General features: G+C 49.2%; 18 protein-coding genes. 6 read left to right on the forward strand and 12 right to left on the reverse strand.

The genetic code is table 11. The features are described 5' to 3' along the window. Positions 1-35: 35 nt before the first annotated feature. The 8 genes from B4W65_RS10815 to B4W65_RS10850 form a co-directional block, all read right to left on the reverse strand. Positions 36-608 carry a zeta toxin family protein gene (locus tag B4W65_RS10815; RefSeq protein ID WP_158522839.1) on the reverse strand — a complete coding sequence of 191 codons (573 nt, stop codon included), beginning with the start codon at positions 606-608 and terminating at the stop codon, positions 36-38. A gap of 9 nt (positions 609-617) precedes the next feature. Further along, positions 618-872, reverse strand: a complete 255-nt coding sequence (locus tag B4W65_RS10820) for a hypothetical protein (RefSeq protein ID WP_088655180.1) — start codon at positions 870-872, stop codon at positions 618-620. Positions 873-935: 63 nt separating this feature from the next. Then, positions 936-2,105, reverse strand: coding sequence for an ATP-binding protein (locus B4W65_RS10825; protein WP_088655181.1), 1,170 nt, complete (start codon positions 2,103-2,105; stop codon positions 936-938). Between the two features lie 644 nt (positions 2,106-2,749). After that, a complete protein-coding gene (locus tag B4W65_RS10830; RefSeq protein ID WP_088655182.1) occupies positions 2,750-8,206 on the reverse strand; it encodes a hypothetical protein in 5,457 nt (1,818 codons plus the stop codon). A gap of 279 nt (positions 8,207-8,485) precedes the next feature. Then, entirely contained in the window at positions 8,486-8,710 is a 225-nt protein-coding gene (locus B4W65_RS10835) for a DUF3343 domain-containing protein (RefSeq protein ID WP_088655183.1), read from the reverse strand. Further along, positions 8,704-9,849: an aminotransferase class V-fold PLP-dependent enzyme gene (locus B4W65_RS10840; RefSeq protein WP_088655184.1), complete on the reverse strand. Its 1,146-nt coding sequence runs from the start codon at positions 9,847-9,849 to the stop codon at positions 8,704-8,706. The genes B4W65_RS10835 and B4W65_RS10840 overlap by 7 nt, the downstream gene beginning before the upstream one ends. After that, positions 9,846-10,181, reverse strand: coding sequence for a sulfurtransferase-like selenium metabolism protein YedF (gene yedF, locus B4W65_RS10845; protein ID WP_088655185.1), 336 nt, complete (start codon positions 10,179-10,181; stop codon positions 9,846-9,848). Before yedF ends, B4W65_RS10840 begins: the two co-directional genes overlap by 4 nt. 118 nt (positions 10,182-10,299) lie before the next feature. Then, positions 10,300-11,475, reverse strand: a complete 1,176-nt coding sequence (locus B4W65_RS10850) for a PP2C family protein-serine/threonine phosphatase (protein ID WP_088655186.1) — start codon at positions 11,473-11,475, stop codon at positions 10,300-10,302. Positions 11,476-11,616: 141 nt separating this feature from the next. Here B4W65_RS10850 and B4W65_RS10855 point away from each other — a divergent pair, with 141 nt between their 5' ends. Further along, the gene (locus tag B4W65_RS10855) at positions 11,617-13,254 is read left to right on the forward strand and encodes a Zn-dependent hydrolase (protein WP_088655187.1); all 1,638 of its coding nucleotides are present in this window, start codon (positions 11,617-11,619) and stop codon (positions 13,252-13,254) included. 191 nt (positions 13,255-13,445) lie between these two features. Here the strand turns inward: B4W65_RS10855 and B4W65_RS10860 are convergent, their stop codons facing one another. The 4 genes from B4W65_RS10860 to B4W65_RS10875 form a co-directional block, all read right to left on the reverse strand. Further along, positions 13,446-14,237 carry a M48 family metalloprotease gene (locus tag B4W65_RS10860; RefSeq protein WP_088655188.1) on the reverse strand — a complete coding sequence of 264 codons (792 nt, stop codon included), beginning with the start codon at positions 14,235-14,237 and terminating at the stop codon, positions 13,446-13,448. 18 nt (positions 14,238-14,255) lie between these two features. Then, complete coding sequence (locus B4W65_RS10865) at positions 14,256-14,720, reverse strand: MaoC family dehydratase (RefSeq protein ID WP_088655189.1); 465 nt, start codon at positions 14,718-14,720, stop codon at positions 14,256-14,258. Positions 14,721-14,732: 12 nt separating this feature from the next. Continuing rightward, positions 14,733-15,905 (reverse strand): THUMP domain-containing class I SAM-dependent RNA methyltransferase, encoded by a 1,173-nt coding sequence (locus B4W65_RS10870; RefSeq protein WP_088655190.1) that lies wholly within the window; start codon positions 15,903-15,905, stop codon positions 14,733-14,735. Between the two features lie 167 nt (positions 15,906-16,072). Continuing rightward, entirely contained in the window at positions 16,073-16,576 is a 504-nt protein-coding gene (locus tag B4W65_RS10875) for a ferritin (protein ID WP_088655191.1), read from the reverse strand. Positions 16,577-16,811: 235 nt separating this feature from the next. Between B4W65_RS10875 and accC the strand changes: the two genes are divergently transcribed. The 5 genes from accC to B4W65_RS10900 all read left to right on the forward strand — a co-directional run bounded on the left by accC (position 16,812) and on the right by B4W65_RS10900 (position 21,595). Then, positions 16,812-18,320 carry an acetyl-CoA carboxylase biotin carboxylase subunit gene (gene accC / locus B4W65_RS10880; protein ID WP_088655192.1) on the forward strand — a complete coding sequence of 503 codons (1,509 nt, stop codon included), beginning with the start codon at positions 16,812-16,814 and terminating at the stop codon, positions 18,318-18,320. Positions 18,321-18,332: 12 nt separating this feature from the next. Next, positions 18,333-18,836 (forward strand): acetyl-CoA carboxylase biotin carboxyl carrier protein subunit, encoded by a 504-nt coding sequence (locus tag B4W65_RS10885; RefSeq protein ID WP_088655193.1) that lies wholly within the window; start codon positions 18,333-18,335, stop codon positions 18,834-18,836. Positions 18,837-18,941: 105 nt separating this feature from the next. Continuing rightward, positions 18,942-20,519 (forward strand): peptide chain release factor 3, encoded by a 1,578-nt coding sequence (locus B4W65_RS10890; RefSeq protein ID WP_088655194.1) that lies wholly within the window; start codon positions 18,942-18,944, stop codon positions 20,517-20,519. A 99-nt stretch (positions 20,520-20,618) separates the two neighbouring features. Beyond that, positions 20,619-21,008, forward strand: a complete 390-nt coding sequence (locus B4W65_RS10895) for a thioesterase family protein (RefSeq protein WP_088655195.1) — start codon at positions 20,619-20,621, stop codon at positions 21,006-21,008. A gap of 5 nt (positions 21,009-21,013) precedes the next feature. Further along, entirely contained in the window at positions 21,014-21,595 is a 582-nt protein-coding gene (locus tag B4W65_RS10900) for a DUF2179 domain-containing protein (protein WP_088655196.1), read from the forward strand. Positions 21,596-21,680 lie beyond the last annotated feature (85 nt).

The following is a 21,680-nucleotide window of genomic DNA, read 5'->3' on the forward strand; positions in this document are numbered from 1 at the left end:
GACACTCTGCCTATATTGATTTGGGACAGTAAGGGCTAATAAGTTGATAGATACTCCTTGAGACGCCCCTCATAACACTCAAATTTATGATGCACTACCTTTTCTCGTGTTATCAGAAGAGTATTCCGCTTTAGGCCCGAATTATCATAAAGGAAAAAACTGTCGGCCAGTGGCTGGGCTTTATGCATATTGGCATAACAACGCTCAAATCTCCGATGGACATCTGCTACCGGAATATCGTGACCACCTTTGGCAACCCGCATATTTATTCTGGCTATAGATAGCGCTTTGCTTTCGAGTGACACAAAATGGAGCATTATTTGATATCCCTGTGCTTTGGCTTTATGGATCAACCTCATTTCTGAATTTCCCGAAAAGGTGGTTTCCAGAATGAAGTTTTTCTTTTGCTGAAGCAGCTCCTCCCGCCGCCTCAACGCCTCTCGGCCGGCAACCACCGGAGTCACCTGTTCTTCGTAGGCAATAATGTCCGGGTTAACCAGGGGAAGTTCACTGGGGAATATGTTGTTAGCGAATAACTCCAAAACCAACGTGCTTTTACCGGCACCATTGGGCCCGGTAACCAGTATTAAAAATGGGCTGTTATTCATGACCATCAGTTATTTCAAATCAGGGTTAGTCAGCGATTTAAGCATCGTAAGTGCTTTGGTTTCGAGATCGACATCCACCAGGGATCTGCTCCCATCCGGTAACTGCTGAACAACAATATTCCCGTTCTCATCAAGCGTTTCAGGATAATCTGCACTACCATATACCACGGGAAACCCGGCTTTAAAGCTCTCTATGGTCCCATATTTACCTGCTTCAGGACTTTCCAATAAATGACCTTTAATTTGATCAAAAAGACTTTCCATAACGGCGTATTTTTAAGCATTAGTTTCAAAAACATTTCTGTCCAACGAATGGGGAGTATTATATCAATACAAAAACCCAAACTGCCACAGCGGTATCGTATTCAAAAAGCCATGTTCAATATCATCTTTAACTACAAATGCATTTTCAACCTCCTGAATTTGTCGCATACCTTTGTTCTTGCCACCTATTTCAAAAGTATAATTATCCACTAAAAAGTCGGCAACCGGAGACATGATTATATCATGTTTTGCCCTTAGTTGATTAAAGAAAAATGTTTCTCTGACATTGCCCGTATTGACATTTTTACTGGCCAGGTTATAAATCAGATTGGTATTGTCCAGATAGATTTTATCCACTTTTCCAAGTCCTCTAATACCGCCGGTTGTATTCCTCAGTTGCGCAATCATTCCCGCTTCTTCAATAAAAAGGCAATAGTCAGCAATATTGTTCCGGCTTGAAGAGAGAGACGCAGCAATTTTGGTCATATTAGGTTTAAAAGGCACGCTATGTGCTACTATTGACAACAGCTGTTTCAGTTTCCGTCCGGTAGCCATATTCATACCGGCATACATGGGAATATCCGTTTCCAGGGTTTGATTTACCACCTGTTGAAGGCGTATTTCAAAATCGTCGTCCAGCGCAAAAGGATAATATCCTGTTTTTAAGTAATCCTCAAACAAAGGCAATGGATGCTCTACTTCCGGCAATTCAACTTTATGGTTCAATATCTCATCCAGTGAATAGGCAGAAGTCGTGATTTGATGGAAAAGTTCCAGATACTCCCGAAACGAAAGCCCTTGCATGTAATACATAACAGCTCTTCTACTCAAATCAGAAGATCCTTTTTTCAAATCCAAAACCGAAGAACCAGTAAAAACAACTTTTAAATCAGGATGATAGTCAAAAATCAGCTTTAGTTCCTTTGACCAATCCTGATATTTATGAATTTCATCGATAAAAAGATTCTTTCCCCCTCGCTTTGCAAAAGCCTCAGCCAGATGAAGCAGCCGGTTATCAGCAAAATAAAAGTCTTCTGTAGTAACATATAAAGTATCGGCAGGATTCAGATTTTTCTTAATGTGTTGCAAAATAAGAGTAGTCTTCCCTACACCTCTTGGCCCGGTAAGTCCAATCATGCGATTATTCCAATTAATATCAGCATGTTTATATCTTAAGAAACTGGTATCTGTTTCTTTTACGAGTTTGCGAAAGATCACAAATAGTTGCTCCATTTTGATGATATTTATTTATACAAACTTACAAAAAACGCACTACAACAGTGCGTTTTTTGTAAATAATTGCACTATCACAGTGCAATATTTCATAAAGAAAGCGCTTCCACCAACTTGTACGAATCAAAGGCCAAACACAAAATTGTTGTCAGCCACCATGTGCCCAGCCAAATGGTCAATCCGACGATGCATTTTAACAAGGATATCAACTGCTACCACTTACCGATAAAAAAAGATACTACCTTGTTTCTTTTCTGATATTTAAGTGGGAAACTTTCCTTTTCTGAAAATCTACCAAACCTAGTAGTTGCTCCTCTTAAAACCTAACAAAAAACGCACATCAAAATGCTATTATCTTGCAGCATGTGCTAATACTTAAGCGCAGCAACAAAAATTTACCCCGTAGTCACGTATTTCAAAATCATTCATGCTCATTTATAGCTATATTAGACCGTATAATTGGATAACTAAAAAAAGAGCAAGTTATGACATCCATTTCCTACAGCCCTCGTGAGGACGGCTATGATTTTTTTATTTCGAACAGGTGGGGTATTTAATTTCAAATTTGAAATACTGGATACTTTGGAATAAAATCAGGGTGACCTGCAAGCAGATCACCCTGAAACCTAAGCCACCCCAAAAAATCACTTAAAAGCAGAGGGTACCGGAAAGTGGTTGTCGATCCGGCTCTGGTTGGTGCTTTGCAGTCCACCAATGGCAGCGATGCCATGATCTACAAAGTTATCGGGCTCAACCGGCGAGGTATAGGCGGTGTCTTCAATACCGGTACGCTGGCTAAAATGCCTCTCAAATCCGTTGTTCATCAAATCATTGGGCACTGTCGGGGCGTTGTGACCGGTGGGAATTACCATCCACAATAGGCTGTGCACAATTTCGTGGGCAAGTGTTTCGCCAAACAGGCGACCAAATACTTTAATGGCAAATTGTTTAAGTGCCACATCGGTGAAGTTGGCGGACTTGAGCTGCATAACCAAAGCCTGGGTTTCCACATCAACATCTACGTTTTTATCGCCAACGGGAATGGGATCGTCGTAGGCTCCGGGGTAAATTTCGATGATTTCGTTGAGTACGGCAGCACCACCCGGACCTTTGGTTTCGCCCAGTAAATTAGGCTTGGGCGGATTTCCCCTGAAGGTGGCTTTGGTGAAATGGCCGGCGGGCAAATGTGCAGGCAGGGCTTCATTATAGCCACCCAGCTGCCAAATGGTGCGTACATTGGCTTTGTTCAACAGATGGTCGCACACCTGTTTGGCATGTTCCACCACGGCCTCCTTAACATCGTCCATCATGTAATCGGCCAATACGCCATCAAATGCGGACTGGTCCTCTCCTACTGTCACAAACTGGGGGGCCGAAAGACCAAAAGATTTACTGGCCAGCAGAGCACCGCCGTTGTCAAATACTTCAAAGCGCACATCGGTCCTTCCGGGTCGCAGGGCTTTAATAAGGGCGCGGGTGGTGTTGCCCTGCTCTACAATGATGTTCTGCGGATTGGCGGCCGACCAGCGGTAGGTGGCGCCTGCCGGGGCGTTGCTTACCAGGGCTTCCAACTCTATGCATCCCGACTTGTCGTTAATGGAAGGATTAAAAGCGCGGTTTTCGGCCGTGCCTGTGGCTGCGGATAGTTGAATGCCGACTGCAGCATTGGCACTTGAATCGGGGATGCGTGCATCTACTTCGATTTGCTCGCCGCCGGGTTTGTTCACCTTAACAGCTGCTTTGTTTTCGCCAGCGGTTTTAGTGAGCTCTTTAACATCGTTGGTGCTGGATGTTGCGGTGCTGCGTTTGGTTGGCTCACCAACCAAAGCCCCGAGGGCGCTCATGCGCAACTGATTGGCCTGCTCCTTGGTAATTTGTCCGCTGCCTTCTGCCTCCTGAATGGATTTCATGGTACGGTCAATGTCCTTTTTCATGGCTTCCTGCTTTTTAAGGTCAACCGCCATTCCGGCCAAATCGGTCACACTCTTAGATGTGGTTTCCAGTGCCTTTATGGCATTGGCCTGTGTGCCGGCCAAACCGGTCATGTCTTTAAAGGCATTGCTTTGTCCCAGAAGACTAAAGGCGGCGCCCAGACCGGTAGGATCGGGTGCCGATGGGGCGTTTTGCATGTTGATGATGCTGGACGGGAGGTCTTTCACCTGCATATCGCCGGTATCGGACCTTCTGCTGTCGGTGGATATCGGCTGAATGGGGGTAGCACCTGAACACCCACATGGTGCTTCATCAAAGCGCCAATGGCGACTCTCATCAATTACCTCGCAACTGTTGCACCTGCCCAATACGGCTTCAGCATAAACGCCTTTGGTGGGTACGCTGATGCGGAAGGGATCGGGTTCGGTGGTAGGTTGGTAATAAGCCAGCAAGTCCTCAACATTTTTAAATACGGGATCCAACCGTTCGCCCGGAACGACTTTCAACACCAGGTTGTTCCCAACTATGCCCATAATTTTATTGTCGACCACGCTGGCGACACTTCTGCTGCCCGAATTGGGAGCTATGTAGCCATCCAGCAAACCAAAGAGGCGACTGGAATCCATGGCCGACCAAATGGCTTTATGGGCCATTTCCATGTGTTCATTCAGGAAATTGGTGAGTGCATTGGCTGCTTCCCGGTCCTCCTTCCTGGGATTTCTCAATTCACGGGCATTCATGGGCGTGTACAACAAGGCCGCATCGGTTTTTTGTACAATCTGGATAGCGGGAAAAGAGATTTGTACTTCAACGGTGTTGATTACATCGTTGTTAACCTTGGCATTACGAATGATGGATTCGCTCAAATGACGGGTGCGATAATACAAATAAAAGCTGCGCAAAATTATTTTGGACTCGGGCTTAACAACGGTGCCGGCCCTAAATCGAAGGTGCTTAATGTTACTGCGGCTGAGCGTGGGAATCGATTTGGGCGCAATGCTCACTTGCAGGGGCACATTTCGCCGATAGGTCGACAGCAGGGTAAAATCCAATTCAAGCGGCACTTCTGTGCCATTGCCGTCAATGGCGTAGACTTCAATTTTGTCGATAAAGCTGCGTACGATGTCGGGCGCAAAGTCCCGTTCAAACAGTGCATCCTTTTCGGACTCGGTCAGTGGCACTTCCCGGTCGATCGACCATTTCATGGCGCCAAAAAACCACGGAAAATGATTGCTTAAAACAATGGTTTCCGTTTTAGTGGCTTCATCAATCTCGCTGATGTAGGGGCGCTTTAAATCAAAAGTAAGGGAGAAATTGCCATAGAGGTCTTCAATGGGCTCATCGGCATACGTACCGGTGGGCAAATCCGAATCGGCATAATTATTGGCGATGCGCTCAATGGCATCGAAGCCTCGTTGTAATTGGGCCCCATAAACGGCCCGACGCAGGGTGTTTTTCCAGCGCAGTATTTTAGCATGATCGAAAACACTCATAGGCAGGGGTACAAACAAGCACTCCTGTACATCTACCAGGCGCTGCTCAATGGCATAGTGCTTCAGCACTTCAAAGTACTCTACGGTAAGGGCGTGACAGTGGTTGTTGTTGCGTACCACTTCGGTCTGAACGGTCATATTTTCATTCTGCCCGACTGTTTGAATAACGGTGTTGCGCTGGGTGCGCAGGGACGAAGCCGACTGCGAAACGTTGTCCTGCAAGCGACTCAGCGAACTGGCGCTGAGCGAGCGGGCGGAGTTTTGGTTGGCCGAGGAGGACGAGGTGGCCCCGGAGTGGGCAACGCCACCAAACAGACCGCCAATGCTCCCAAAAATGCCTCCCCCCAGACCGGCACTGGTACTCTTGGTTTTATTGTAAGAGTTGGCGCTGATGTCTTCCCTAAAGGAGGAGGAGATGATTTCACTGATGTCCCTGTCGTGCGAAATATCGGCCTGCATGGCTTCCGATACATCCTGAGACTCGGTACGGGCTGCCCTTTCGGAACGGTCCCAGTCGATGATGGCAATTTGCTTTTCCTGGCAGGGAGCCAGGGGCAGACTGTACAATAAATCGCCCAGGGAGTAGCCATCGGCTTTCCAGGCCTGTTTAAAATGCAGAATATGGCCGTGGGCAATGGTGGTGTTTTCATAAACCGTTGGCGTCTCGTCCCAATCCACACCATACTCAACAGTCAGCTCCCGCCTGCCGGGGTGATTGTTGATGTAGGCTCGCTCAATGTCCTCAATTTTTCGGGTGGCCTGACCGACTTGTCGCTTTAGGTTGTTGAGTGCGCTCTTGATTTGTGAATACTGCTCAATAAAATAGTCGTTCTCCAAGGTTAAAAACATCTTGGGCCCCGAATGATAAAAGCTGTAGTACTGGTCTAAGAGACTGAGAAAGGAACGTATACTGGCGGCGTATTTCTCGTAATTGGCCCGTAATTTATAGATTTCACCCAAGGTGAAAACGCTCTTATTCCGCAACAGGTCTCTTGTTTGCTCAAATTCCTGCAAAAGACACATGATGCCTATGGTTTCAATCTTTTTTGGGGGTGGACAGGGTTCAAAATCATAGGCCCCGGCCACGGCCTGATCCAATTCCTTAACCATTCGCCGAAGGTAGCCCAACAACTCTTCCTGGTCTTGCGATTCGGTGGTTTTTACATCAACATCTGCCAGCAGCTTTTCGGTTCGGGTTTTCATTACCGACAGCAATCCCGAATCGGCCGTCTTTAACTTCAGCATGGCCTCGGCATCTTCGCCAAAACCTTTGAAACTCTTAGCCAGAGCCGCATTAACTGAAACAAACTTATCGTATTTTTTTATGTGACCCAGCAGAGCGTTAACTTTTTCCCGGTTAAGTACGTCTATGGCCACATACTGATCGCAAAAGCCGCCCGCTTCCTGCCAACCTTTTTTTCCGCAATAGGCTGCAGCCAGTTTTCGGTGCAAATCATCGAGTTTTTGCTTGCGCTTCCCTTGTTCGGCCAGAATGTTAATCACCCCCACAAAATCAAGTCCCTTTTTCTCAAAGCCAAGGTCCCTGGTACTCATTTTAAGATGGCTTAAACCCGAGGCCACCTTCAATCGGTAAACCGGTTTCTGGTAGATGTCCGAAATTGCAGCCTTTTTAGCATCCTCATGACTGATGTAGGTACTCAAATTACCCTGGGTTTCGTCTTCGTCCACAGTGTACTCTACCAAATGCATCGAACTAAGCGATTCTTTAAGCCGTCCAAACACGGCAAACATTTCATCAGAAATCTCCAGCATTTGCACTTTCAGGTTTCTGGTCTCAGAGGCGTTAATGGTCAGCCCCTTAATTTCGGGCTCGGTGGTACGTACGGTTTGGTAAAAGCTGAATTCCTCCAGGGTACGGTTGGGGACGGTAAAATCTATGCAACGCCCGCCCAAATCCTGAGAAAATGAAGGATTGCGAACCAGATCTACGCCATCGGGTTGATTGGGTGTGCCGGCTGACACCGCCACACCTTCGGGAAGGTCTGTTAAATCGGCTACCAGTAAGAGTTGAGCGGGAATCTTTTGATCGTCCAGTTCAAAGGGAATAAAGTGCCCTTCGAGACCGGCAATGCAGGCATAGGCCTTACCATAACTGGTGTTTTTAACTTTGCCCGAAAAATACCCGCCGGCATCGGTCAATGCGGAGAAAACAGCCGAAAAATCCTCGCTTCCCACCTCGGCATGGGCATCGGTTGCGGCCATAACCAGCACTTGCAAACCGCCTACCTTTTTGCTGCCCGATAAATCAACCAGCTTGCCGGTAATCTTATTGTGACTGTTGGCAACAGGTCCGGCATCGCCAAAGTTTATTTGCTTGGGATCAACTTCCAACTCAAATGCCTTGCTGTTGTCCTGGGCACTGGGATCAATTTCGGACGGGTAGAGACTGCCATAGCTGTAAATTTGACTGCCCAGCAACTGCCCATCGGGCGCATACACCTGCAATTTAATGCTTTGCTCACTCAACAACTCTCCTTTGGGCAGGAAAAACCGAAAACTCCCGTTTTCTGCTACCTCTACCCGATCCAATGAATAAATGGGGTTCCCCTCGATCAATTGCTGATACCCCACTTTCACAAAATGCCCCAAATATGCATTGGCTGCGGTAGTTGCTGTTTTAGGCTTTAACAAGCCGTTAATACTGACTCTGCTCATAGTGTACCTCCTTATTTTAGTGAATGAATGAATTAAAGCGGGGTCGCTTTATTTTACTAAAAACTATAAGATGTAAAATAAATCCACAAGCACAGAATTGCCTGGGGTAAGCAATCACTGTAAACAGATGCAATTTATAACACTATGGGCAGGCTTGTCAAGCCCTTTTTCACATAATTCAACTGTGTTTATTATTCAGACAATATGTTAATTTATTCGATTAAACAAAAACAAAGTCAGATCATCTAAGCACCGTATAAAAGGCACTTAAGGCAGGACTTAACGAAAAGGCAAAGGGCCCTCTTGCTGCAAAATGGCCAAGGCCAAAGCATATTTATCTGCAGGCAGCTGCAGACACATACCACATTCGGAAGAAAGGGCTTTGGGCAAGGGCACCACCTTGCAGCTGAAACCGTGACGGCGCAACAATGCTTCGGCCTTAATGACTTCGCGTACATTTTTAAAGGTGAATACGGATTCAGAAAACGCAGCGTCTGCTACCATGGCTGTGCCAATTTTTCGAGTGCCGTGGCCAGGTAGTCGAGCTCGGCAGCGCTGTGATAGACCGAAAGCGCAAAACGGGTGCTGCCCTGGGGCCAGCTTTGGTAAAAGCGGTGGGCGGCCGGGGCGCAATGGAGGCCGGGGCGGACTTCCAAACCAAAATCATCAAAGAGTTTTTGGGCCAGCTCTGAGGGACTTTTGTGCTGGTGCACTACGGAAAAAGCACTGCCTTGTTGCGCGGCATGGTTGGCACTGAGCACGCGGTAGGCGGGCAAAGTCCTCAGGTGCTCAATCAGCTGCCACCATTGCGCTTGCTGCCCGGAGTCGGGCAGCGGCGCATGTTCCAGCGCAGCCAGGAGGCCCACAATACCCACCATATTGGGCGTGCCAGCCTGAAAGCGGTCGGGCATGCTCAGGGGCATGTCGTAACTGTCCGACGCGCTGCCGGTGCCCCCTTCAATAAGGGTTTGCAGCAAGTCCGGCTCCCGGGCGTAAAAACCACCCAGTCCGGTCGGTCCCAACAATCCCTTGTGCGCCGTAAAGGCATAAAAATCTACCCCCCAGTCCTCCAGTTGCATGGGGAAATGCCCCACGGCCTGACTGCCATCTACCAGAAAGGGGATTTCGGCACACCAGTTGCCGATCTCGGCCAGGGGCTGAATAAGGCCACTTACGTTGCTTTGGTGGTTCACCACCACCAGAGCAATTCCGTCACGGGGCACTTTAGACAGGGCGGCTACATCGATGCTGCCGTCCTTTAGGGCGGGCAACTGCTCCAATTGCAGTCCCAGTTCGTGACTCAGACGGGTAAGGGGACGCATAACGGCATTGTGCTCCAGGGGGGAGACCAACACGCGCCGCTTTCCCTCCTGCCCTTTCTTTTTCCAATCCAGGCCCTTAATAAGGGTATTCAAGGCCAGGGTGGACGAGGCGGTAAAGCTGAGGTGGGCGGGGTCGCCCACACCCAGTTTCTGCGCCAGCAGGTCACGGCAATTTTCCACCTTGGCGGTGGCCGAAAAAACTCTGGGATAGGCGGCCCTGCCGTAGGTGCCTCCTTCGTGCGTCAGGTAGCGTGCAATGGCCTCAGCCACCTGGGGCGGCTTGGGATAGGAGGTACCGGAATTGTCGAAATAGGTATTCACAAGCTTACTACTTTAGGGGCCTTCAACAGGCGATCCGTAATGGTGGCCATATTGCTGATTTGTCCCACCAGCGCCTTATCGCGCAGACCGTAATAATCGATGCAGGTGCCGCAAAGCAGAATTTCCGCACCTTTATCGGCCATTTTTTGCAAGGCCCCGGCCGTGTCGCTGCCCACCTGGGCCAGTCCCACCCCTGCATTGTAAACCACTATGCTTGTGGGGAGTTCTTCAAGGGTAGAAAGATTGTTGAGAAAGGAGCGCAGCAGCATTTCACCCAATTCCTGACTGCCGGCACCCATGCTGGTGCTGTTTATTTGTAAGGTGTATGACATAAAAATAGCTTAAGACGTACTGCAATATTACAAAAATTGAGGCAAAAATGGCCTTGAATCGAGGCTGGAACATCCACAAGGGGCTGACTCGACACTTTGATTTCAGCAGGCTTCTGCTTTATTTCAGGCGTATCCCCAGCAAAAGCACATCGTCGATCTGCTCTGCCCTGCCCTTCCAGTCCTCAAAATACTGAGAAAAAGCCTGCTTTTGCTCCGCCATCGACAAAGGCGCGTACTCCAACATCAACTTTTTGAGTCCCGAGGTTTTTATCTTTTTATCGAAAGGTCCGCCAAACTGACTGGCATAGCCGTCTGACCCCAAATAGAGACAGTCGCCCGGCCGGTAGCTGAGGCTGTGGTTCTTATACGGACGATCCACTTCGCCAATGGAAATGGGCATCGAATCGGCCGGAACCACCTGCAATTCGCCATTGCTCACCAGGTAGAGGGGATTGAAGGCGCCGGCAAACTCCAGGGTGCAGCTGGGCGGATGAATGCTCACCACCGAAATATCCATACCGTCCTTTATTTCACTGATTTCGGTTTGCTGAAAGGAGGCGATGACCTGTTGCCGCAGGCGGTCGAGAATGACAGCGGGACAATGGACTTGCTGGCGTCCTACAATTTGGTTGAGCAAGGCCATGCCAAACATACTCATGAAAGCACCCGGCACACCGTGCCCGGTGCTGTCGGCGGCTATCACCACCACCCGATCACCGACCTCACCAACCCAATAAAAGTCCCCGCTGACCATATCCTTGGGCTGCAAAAAAACAAAATGCTCGGGCAACAAAGTCTGCAGGTAGTGATCGCGAGGGAGACTGGCTTTTTGTATTTTGCGGGCGTAACGGAGACTGGCAGTGAGCTGATTGTTCATCGCCTCAATCCTTTGCATGAGTCGGCCGTTTTGATCGCGTGCCATTTTTAAGGTCAGTTGATTCTTAACCCGTGCCAGCAATTCCGGTATGTTAAAGGGCTTGGGAATATAATCCGCCGCACCGGCTTCAAAGCCTTTGATGATGTACGCTGCCTCGGTCTGCGCCGTTAAAAACACAACGGGAATACTGGCGGTTGCCTGCGTTTGTTTCAAACGCCGACAGGTTTCGTAGCCATCGATACCCGGCATCACCACATCTAAAAGAATCAGGTCGGGATGCAGGTCACCGGCCAACCGCAAAGCCTCTTCCCCACTGCTGGCAGTCATCAGCCGATAACGTTTCAGCACGTCCTTCAATATCTCCAGATTAACCTTGCTGTCGTCGACCAACAATATTTGTGGTTCGAAATAGCCCATATAGCACCTGTCTTAAATAATATCAATTTAGCGCAAAGCGAACTTTTAAGCAAGTCCACCCGAAATTATTAACTTTGCAAGAACAACCCGGCCGCAGCCCGACATAATTTCGAAATGGTGGTGCGGTAAAACTATTTGGCTATGAAAAAAAACAGACTTGCAGGCCTTGGTCTTTTGGCATTGGCCGGATGGCTCAGCGCTTGCCAACCTCAAACGGAAAACAAGAATCCCATGCAAATGAAAGTAGATCGCTTTGTAGAAGTAGAACTGACCACCGATCTGGGTCACCTCAGTGCCAAGGAGAAGCAGATGCTGCCCTTGCTGCTGGAGGCCGCACAATTAATGGACAACATCTTTTGGACCCAGGCCTATGGCGATAAGGAAGCTCTGTTGGCTTCGGTCGACGATGCAGCCACCCGTGCCTTCATCCACCTGAATTACGGTCCCTGGGAACGCCTGAACAACAATACGCCCTTTATGCCGGGCGTGGGTCCCAAGCCAGCCGGCGCAAATTTCTATCCAGCCGACATGAGCGACGAAGAATTTGAGGCCTTCAAGGCCATCGACAAAACCAGTCTCTACACCCTGGTACGCCGCAACGAAGCGGGCGAGCTCCAGACCGTACCCTACAGTGTGGCCTACCGCGAAGAGCACCAAAAAGCGGCCGAATTGCTGCGTAAAGCGGCCATGCTGGCCGAGTACGAACCCTTGAAGAATTACCTCAATCTGCGGGCCGACGCCTTGCTCAGCGACAACTATTTGGCCAGCGACCTGGCCTGGATGGATATACGCGAGAACAAGATCGACTTTGTGGTGGGGCCCATCGAAAACTACGAAGATGCCCGCTACAATTACAAGGCCGCCCATGAGGCCTATTTACTGATTAAGGATTTGGAATGGAGCCAACGCCTCGATCGTTTTACGGCCCTTTTGCCGCAACTGCAACAGGGCTTACCGGTAAGTGAAGCCTACAAAGCGGAACAACCGGGCAGCGACAGCGACATGGGGGTTTACGACGCCATTTTTTATGCGGGCGACTGTAATGCAGGGAGCAAAACCATTGCCATTAACCTGCCCAACGATCCGGTGGTACACCTCGAAAAAGGCAGCCGCAAATTGCAGTTGAAAAATGCCATGCGCTACAAATTCGATCATATTTTGGTACCCATTGCCGAAAAATTGATCGCCAGCGATCAGCAAACGCACATCTCCTTCGATGCCTTTTTCGAAAACACCATGTTTCATGAGGTAGCCCACGGCTTAGGCATTAAAAACACCATCAACAACAAAGGCACGGTGCGCGATGCCCACCGGGACTTGTACAGCACCATTGAAGAAAACAAGGCCGACATTCTGGGCTTACAAATGGTGCGCCAGCTGGTTGAAATGGGCGAATTGGAAGAAGGAGCGCTGATGGACAATTACGTCACCTTTATGGCCGGCATTTTCCGCTCTGTGCGCTTCGGTGCCTCTTCGGCCCACGGAAAGAGCAATATGCTCAGCTTCTACTTTTTTGAAGAAGAGGGCGCCTTCGGTCGCGATGCCGAAACCGGTCGCTATCGGGTGGACTTTGAAAAAATGCAGGCGGCGGTGGACAAGCTGGCCCGGCGCATTTTAACCCTGCAGGGCGATGGCGATTACGACGGTGCGCAGGCGTTGTTGGCCGAAAAGGGCTTCATTCGGGAGGCACTGCAGGCCGATTTGGACCGTATTAATGCTTCGGGCATTCCGGTGGACATCCGCTTTAAGCAGGGTGCCGGGGTACTGGGACTGGAATAAGGCATATACGAGCATCCGGAACAACTGCCGGAAATCAAAAAGAGGGTGTCCCAAAAATCCGGGACTCCCTCTTTTTATGCTTTTTTGCTGTCTGAAATTTCAAACTCAGGATTGTTGCCCTGCTGTTGTTGTCGAAGATGGACTGTATTTACGAAAACTACAGAACCGTTTTACAGAAAAACCCGGACCGATTAAGGCAAAAGTGTTTTTAACTCGTTGTACTCTGTCTCATATTTGCCGCCTTCTTTTCCGCCCAGCTTCTGGTGCTCCTGGTGAATCTTTTCCACCCGGTCGTCGGGCGAAGGGTGCGTACTGAAATAGGTCTCCACCCGCGATTGCTCCTCGGCACCCATCTTTTCGAAAAAATAGGCCACGCCACGCGCATCGTACTTGGTGTTGTACAGATAGTTAACGGCATAGGCATCGGCCTCGTACTCGTTGTCGCGACTGTAAGCCATATTCCCCAATCCCAGGGCCAGCGAGCCGGCCAGTTCGCCCACTACGGTTTCGTTGTTGCCCAACAATACGGCCAAAAGGGTTTGGTAACCGTACTGACGGGTCATCATAGCGGTAGAATGGCGACGATCTACGTGGGCCATTTCGTGGGCCATAACCCCGGCCAGCGAAGCCTCATTATCCAGAAAGCGAATTAAGCCGGTATAGTAGAAAGTCTTACCGCCCGGTATGGCAAAGGCATTGAGCACATCGTCGTCGATCAGGTAAATGTCCCAATCGAAAGTCTCGGCATGGCGCAACTCTCCCGAAGCCAGAATCTCGTCCCTAATGACCTCTACCCGCTCGTACAGCGCCTCATTTCCCTCGCGGGGCAAAATGGGATAGATCTCCGGATCGGCCGAAAGTTCGGCAAAGACTTCCTCGCCAAACTCCTTATCCTGGTCCACTGTAAAAAAATTGACCTTACCGTCGTCACAAGCCGAAAAAGTGAGCAGCAAAGCCAATGCTCCCATCCATAGTTGTCGCATAACTAAGTTTTTTTTAGACTACAAAAAGTGATAAAGAAAAACAATCTCTCCCTCATAAGCCGGTTTACGGTTTCCCTCGATTTCGAGTTTCACCCCAATGTTGGCTTTGCAAACGCCCCGCAAATTTACGGCCGAAATTACGCGGGCCACCAGCCTGACGCGACTGTTTACCAATACGGGCTGGTTGAACTTGAACTTTTCAATGCCGTAGTTTACCTGCAATTTCAGGTTTTTCACTTCCACAATCTGGTTCCACAAGTGCGGCAACAGCGAAAGGGTCAGGTAACCGTGAGCAATGGTATCGCCAAAGGGCGACTCGCTTTTGGCACGTTCGGGCTCGGTATGAATCCACTGGTGATCCAGCGTGGCATCGGCAAAAAGATTGATCTGCTCCTGGGTAAATTCGTGGTATTCTGAAATACCCAATTCACTGCCTACCAGCTTTTCGAGTTCGTCGAAGCTGTTGATGATTACTTTACTCATGATTTAAAAAGTTTAAGATTGGCTTGGATGATGGTCGGGCGCATTTCGAACCCTGCGCTTTTTAGTGCCTTCGTAGAGGTCGAATTTCTGAAAACGACACTCCAGTGAGCCGTTGAACAGGGTGTGGCGCTCGGCCGGCTTTAAGCTGATTACTTTTAAAGCTTCAAAATTGGAACTGATGACCCAGGCGTTCCAGCCGCTGAAGCGCTGCTTCAGCTGATCGCCAATCTGGGTATACAGCATTACAATGTCTTTCGATTTCATGCGCTCATCGTAGGGCGGATTCATAATGGCAATGCCGTTTTTGCCCTTTGGCAGTACTTCGTTAAAGGGGGCCACCTCAAAATCGATGTATTGCTTCAGCCCAAAATCCAGGGCCGAATGGCGCGAGACATCAATGGCACTCAGGGCCATATCGCTGCCGTTGATGCGCTGGGGCGGGGTACGTACCTGAGCCTGGGCTTCGTCGAAAATCTTTTTCCACAAGCTTTCATCGTAATTGTTCCAACGCATAAATCCAAATTCCTTCCGCTTCAGGTTGGGTGCCATGCGGGCAGCTATCATGGTGGCTTCCATCACAATGGTGCCCGATCCGCACATGGGATCTAAAAAGGGTTGTGAACCGTCGTAACCCGACAGCATTACCATACCTGCTGCCAACACTTCGTTGATGGGTGCCGGATGCTCCTTGGTGCGGTAACCGCGGCGGTTCAGGGGCTGGCCCGAACTGTCCATCGACAGCGTAAACTGGTCCTCGGCCACATGTACATTAATCATCAAATTGGGACGCTGCAAATCTACCGAAGGACGCTTTCCGCTTTTGTCTCTGAATTGATCGCAGATGGCATCTTTCACTTTCAAGGCCACATACTTGGAGTGGGTAAAGAAACGCGAGAAAACCACCGGATCGATGGCCAGGGTCTGATCGTCGCGCAGGTAGGGCGACCAGTCGTAGGCTTTTACTGCACGGTAAAGCTCTTCGTCGTTGCGCGCTTTAAAGGTGGTAAGGGGCTGCAGAATTCGTATGGCCGTGCGCAACTGCAGGTTGCTTCGGTACAACAATTCCTTATTGGCATCGAAGGACACGGCCCTTTTCAACACATTGATGTTGGTGGCCCCCAAGGCCTCCAACTCTCCCGCAAGCACTTGCTCCAGGCCATGAAATGTTTTTGCTACTAACTTCACTATCGTTGTTTTCGTTTGAAGCTACAAAAGTAACACATCGGACGAATGTGGCAATAAAAAAGCAGGACGACTTCCATCAAAGCCATCCTGCCTGTTTCTGTTCTCCCATCGGTGCTGTGCCGGCTCAGGAGTTTAACGGAACTTAAATTGTACTTAATAAGGCGATACTACTCGGCCGTGTCTTCAGCACTGCGCATCGACATAATGTCGCGGTCGAACATGTACAAACTGCCGTTGCCCACCAGGTTCAACTTATCCAAAATGGTTTGGGCCGAGGCTTCTTCTTCAATTTGCTCTTCCACGAACCACTGAATCCAGTTGTGGGTGGTAAAGTCCTTTTCTTCGAGACATACGGCTACAATATCGTTGATGCTCTTGGATACATAGCGCTCGTGCTCCAGCACCTGCTCAAACAACTTTTGTACGCCGTCAAAATCGACCGGCGGCTGCTCAAAACCAGGGATAATGGCACGTCCGCCACGCTCATTCACGTAGTATATAAACTTAAGCATGTGCTCTCTTTCTTCATCGGCCTGAGCATACAACCACTTGGCGATGCCTGCCATACCCTTGCTTTCGGCCCAACCGGCCATGGCCAGGTACAAATGCGATGAGTAGCCCTCTTTTTCTATTTGGGCAACCAGTGCCTTTTCAACTTTCTTATTCAGCATGACTATTATTTTTAAAGGGTTTAACTACACAAATATAAGGAGTAAGACCTCCCTTTGTTCAATAATTCGGTAATGCATTACCCTATTTGGAAGTATTCTAATTAAACAAGTTGCGCTTATGCGTGTTTATTAGGAGATTTTTAGAAGCAAGCTGTTTTTATTAACAAATTTACACATCTGAGTCCCTTGGTGATTAAAGCATACAGCTCCCTGGGGTTTAGGTAAAGCACATCGTATGATAAAAAAAGTATTAGTAGCCAACCGTGGCGAAATTGCCGTTCGCATCATCCGCTCCTGTCGTGAGATGGGTCTTAAAAGTGTGGCGGTTTATTCCGATGCCGACCGTTCGTCGATGCATGTGCGCTATGCCGATGAAGCATGGCGACTGGGGCCTGCGCCCAGCACCGAAAGCTATCTCAACATCGATAAGATTATTCAAGTGGCTAAGGAGTCAAAAGCCGATGCCATTCACCCCGGTTATGGCTTTTTGTCGGAGAACACCGAATTTGCCAACCGCATAAGGGAAGCGGGACTCATTTTTATTGGTCCCTCTGCCGAGGCCATTACGGCAATGGGCGACAAAATGACGGCCCGTGAAATGATGAAAAAGGCCGGGGTACCCATTGTGCCGGGCACCGACCAGTTGCCCGAATCGGAGGACGAAATCAAGGCCCTGGCCAGGAAAATTGGATACCCCGTGATGTTGAAGGCCTCGGCCGGTGGTGGTGGAAAGGGTATGCGCCTGGTAAAGACCGAAAAAGAATTGCTCCCCTCCCTGCTCAGGGCGCGTTCCGAAGCACGCAATGCCTTTGGCAACGAGGCGGTTTATATGGAAAAATACCTACTGGAACCCCACCATATTGAATTTCAGATTATGGCCGACAATCACGGCAATGTGGTGCATTTGTTTGAACGGGAGTGTTCGGTACAGCGGCGTCACCAAAAGGTAATTGAGGAAACCCCATCGCCCTTTATTACGGAGGAAATCAGGGCCGCCATGGCCGAGCAGGCCATTGCGGCAGCCAAATCGGTGAATTATTCGGGAGCAGGAACCGTGGAGTTTTTGGTGGACAAGGACCGCAACTTCTATTTTCTGGAAATGAATACGCGTTTGCAGGTGGAGCACCCCATTACCGAAAGGGTAACAGGCATCGACCTGGTAAAGGCGCAAATTAAGGTGGCCAGTGGCGAAGTACTTGCCTTTAAGCAGGAGGACATTGCGCAACGCGGCCATGCCATTGAGGCCCGGATTTATGCCGAAGACCCTGCCAACAACTTTATTCCCAGTCCCGGACTCATTCGTCACATCACCCAGCCCCTGGGTCTGGGGGTGCGGACCGACGGGTATGCCTACGAGGGTTACGAAATTCCGGTGTATTACGACCCCTTGATTTCGAAGCTGATTGTGTGGGCACCCACCCGGGCCGAGGCCATCAAACGCATGAAAAGGGCCTTGTACGAGTACAAAATTACCGGGGTAAAGACCAACATCCCCTTTGTGCAGCGCATTATGGAGGCCGAGGCTTTTGTGAAGGGCAACTACAACACTCACTTCATCGACGACAATCTGGAGCAGCTCTTGCAGCCCGAGACAGAAAACACGCAGTACGAGGATATTGCTATGATTATGGCCTATCTCGATTTCCAAAACCGGCAGCACAAGCGTATGGACTTTGGCCAAAAGGCCGGCAACCAGTCCAACTGGAAAAATTTTGGTCGTTTGTTTCGCCACAACCCCTATTAAATCGTTTGTATTATGAAGATGTTGGTAAAATCAGGCAAGCAGGAAAAAGCCGTTAAAATACTTAAGAAAGAGGGCGATTTGTTCACCATTATGGTGGGCGACCGCACTTACGAACTCGACATTGTAAAGGTGGAAGAAGGGGTTTACTCCATTCTGCACCAGGGCGAAAGCATCAACATGGAAATGATTGGCAGCGACCAACCCGGCAATTACAAGGTAAATACCTTGTACCAGTCGTACAACATTGATGTGGTGCCCGCCCTCAACCTGGCGGGCAACGGTCGCGCTAAAAAAGACAGTCACCAGCGCATTAAGGCACCCATGTCGGGCAAAATTGTGAAGCTCAAAGTGAAGGAAGGCGATGCCGTTGAAGAGGGTACGCCCCTGGTGGTGCTTTCGGCCATGAAAATGGAGAACGAAATATGCAGCGAAGGCAAGGGCGTGGTCAGCAAAATAGCCATAAAAGAAGACGACTTGGTGAAAGACGGCCAGTTGATGATCGACATTAAGGCTTAAAGCCTTAATGGACTCTCGCAAAGTTTTAAAGCCTCGGCGCAAAAGTGCGCCGGGGCTTTTTGCTCTGCCTTAAAATCCTTACTTTTGCAGCCTTAAAAATATGGTATGACCTTTAAAGACGAAATAAAGCGGCGACGCACCTTCGCCATCATCAGTCACCCCGATGCCGGTAAAACTACGCTGACCGAAAAGCTGCTGCTTTTCGGGGGTGCCATTCACGTGGCCGGAGCGGTAAAATCAAACAAAATTAAGAAGACGGCCACCTCCGACTTCATGGAAATTGAAAAACAGCGGGGTATATCCGTGGCCACCTCAGTAATGGGATTTGACTACGAGGGCTATAAGGTCAATATTTTGGACACACCGGGTCACCAGGATTTTGCCGAAGACACCTTTCGCACGCTCACGGCGGTAGACAGTGTAATTGTGGTGGTGGATGTGGCCAAAGGGGTGGAAGCCCAAACGCGCAAGCTGATGGAAGTCTGCCGCATGCGCAAAACGCCGGTGATGGTCTTTGTAAACAAGCTGGACCGTCCGGGCCGCGATCCTTTTGACATTCTCGACGAAATTGAAGAAGAGCTCCAAATAAAGGTACGTCCGCTGGCCTGGCCCATGGGCAGCGGCACCGAGTTCAATGGGGTGTACAACATCTTTGAGGAAAACCTCTATCTGTTTACCCCCAACAAGCAGTCGCTCGAAGAGGGCATTGAATTTAAGGACATCAACGACAAAGCTTTAATGGAACATATTCCAGAAAATGCAGCGGAGTCTCTCCGTGACGAGTTGGAACTGATACAGGGTGTGTATCCGGAGTTCGACAAGGAAGCTTATCTCAAGGGAGAGCTGGCTCCGGTATTTTTTGGCAGTGCGCTCAACAACTTTGGGGTGCGCGAGCTCCTGCATGCCTTCCTAAAAATTGCGCCCTCGCCCCGCCCCTCTCAGGCCGAATCACGCATTGTACAACCCGACGAAGATAAGTTCAGCGGCTTTGTGTTTAAGATTCACGCCAATATGGATCCCAACCACCGTAACCGACTGGCTTTTGTCAAGATTTGCTCCGGCCATTTTCAGCGCAACACCAACTATCAGCACGTCCGTTTGGGCAAGCAAATGAAATTCAGCAGTCCCACCGCCTTTATGGCTGAGAAAAAATCGATCATCGACGAGGCTTTTCCGGGCGACATTGTGGGCATACCCGATTCGGGCAACTTCAAAATCGGCGATTCCCTTTCCGAAGGAGAAGTGCTCAATTTTAAGGGCTTACCCAGCTTTTCACCCGAGCTGTTCCGCTACATCGAAAATGCCGATCCCATGAAATCGAAGCAGCTGGCCAAAGGCATCGACCAGTTGATGGACGAGGGCGTGGCCCAGTTGTTTACCAATCAGTTTAATGGTCGCAAGATCATTGGCACGGTGGGACAATTGCAATTTGAGGTTATTGAATACCGATTGCTGCACGAATACGGAGCCTCCTGTCGCTACGAACCCATTAACCTTTACAAAGCTTGTTGGATTCGCTCAACCAATAAGGCCCAACTCGAGGATTTCAAAAAGCGGAAGGTGCAGTTTATGGCCAAGGACAAGCACGGACGGGATGTTTTTCTGGCCGACTCTTCGTACATGCTGCAAATGGCTCAGGAGAGTTTTAAAGACATCGAGTTTCATTTTACTTCGGAGTTTTAAGGGGCTGAATATCCTTGGTATTTCTGCACAAAAGCACTAAATTTACTCAAGGAGGGGGCAAAAAGGCCCCCTTGCATATGCAACCAAAGCTGGTACACTATGAGCACCAATACCTTGGAGGAGGGACTGCGACTTACCCTGGAGAAAATGGTAGAAGAAAGGGATTTGGCCATTAACCGTGCCACATCCGGTATTGCCGCCTTGTCGAGTTCGGCCCTCATTTTCTTTATCGAAAAAGCGGTGGCCAATCTGCTGGCTCCCTACCTCAGTGAAACGGAAGATACAGTAAGTTCTGAAATCAACATTAAGCACATTAAGGGCGTTGGTGTGGGGCACAAAGTACGTTGCATTGTGCATCTTAAGTACATTGAAAAGCGCAAGCTCTTTTTCGACATTGCCGTATTTGACCATAATCACGACGAAGTAGCCATTGGAGCACATTGCCGCTACATTGTAAACAAAAAGGCTTTTGAAGCCGCACTAAAGTAATTTTTATGGATTTGGCAGAAGGATTCTGGATTACCTGGGTCATCATACCCCTCTTAATTTTTTTGGCACGTGTAGCTGACGTAACTATAGGAACCTTACGCATTGTTTTTGTTTCTAAAGGATTTAAAATACTGGCTCCCATACTGGGCTTTTTCGAGGTCTTTATTTGGCTCCTGGCCATGAGCCGGATTATTCAGAACCTCGATTACTGGTTGTATTACATAGCCTATTCAGGAGGCTTTGCGGTGGGCAACTACGTGGGCCTTTTAATTGAGGAACGCCTGGCACTGGGTTTTGTTAATATGCGCATCATCACGCACGAATTGGGCGATGCCCTTATCAAGCGCCTGGCCAACGATGGCTTTGGGGTTACCTCTACCGAAGCCATGGGCAGTCGCTCCAAAGTCAACATCATTTACTGCGTAATTAAGCGCAGCGATTACAAGCAAGTGTCTGAGATCATCAAAGAGTACAACCCCAGGGCTTTCTACACCATTGAGGACATCCGCTTTGCCAATCAGGGGGTATTCCCTTCGCGGTCGGTCATGCGGGGCTATGGCTCTTTTCCCTGGCGCAAAGGCAAATAGAAAAAGCCCTCCGAAATAGCCCGCAGAACCTTGCACAGGGCAGAGCAAAAGCTTATCTTTGTAGCACGATCATTGACATAAAAGA

It is taken from the genome of Geofilum rhodophaeum (genome assembly GCF_002210225.1).
Classification (GTDB): Bacteria; Bacteroidota; Bacteroidia; order Bacteroidales; family Marinilabiliaceae; genus Geofilum; species Geofilum rhodophaeum.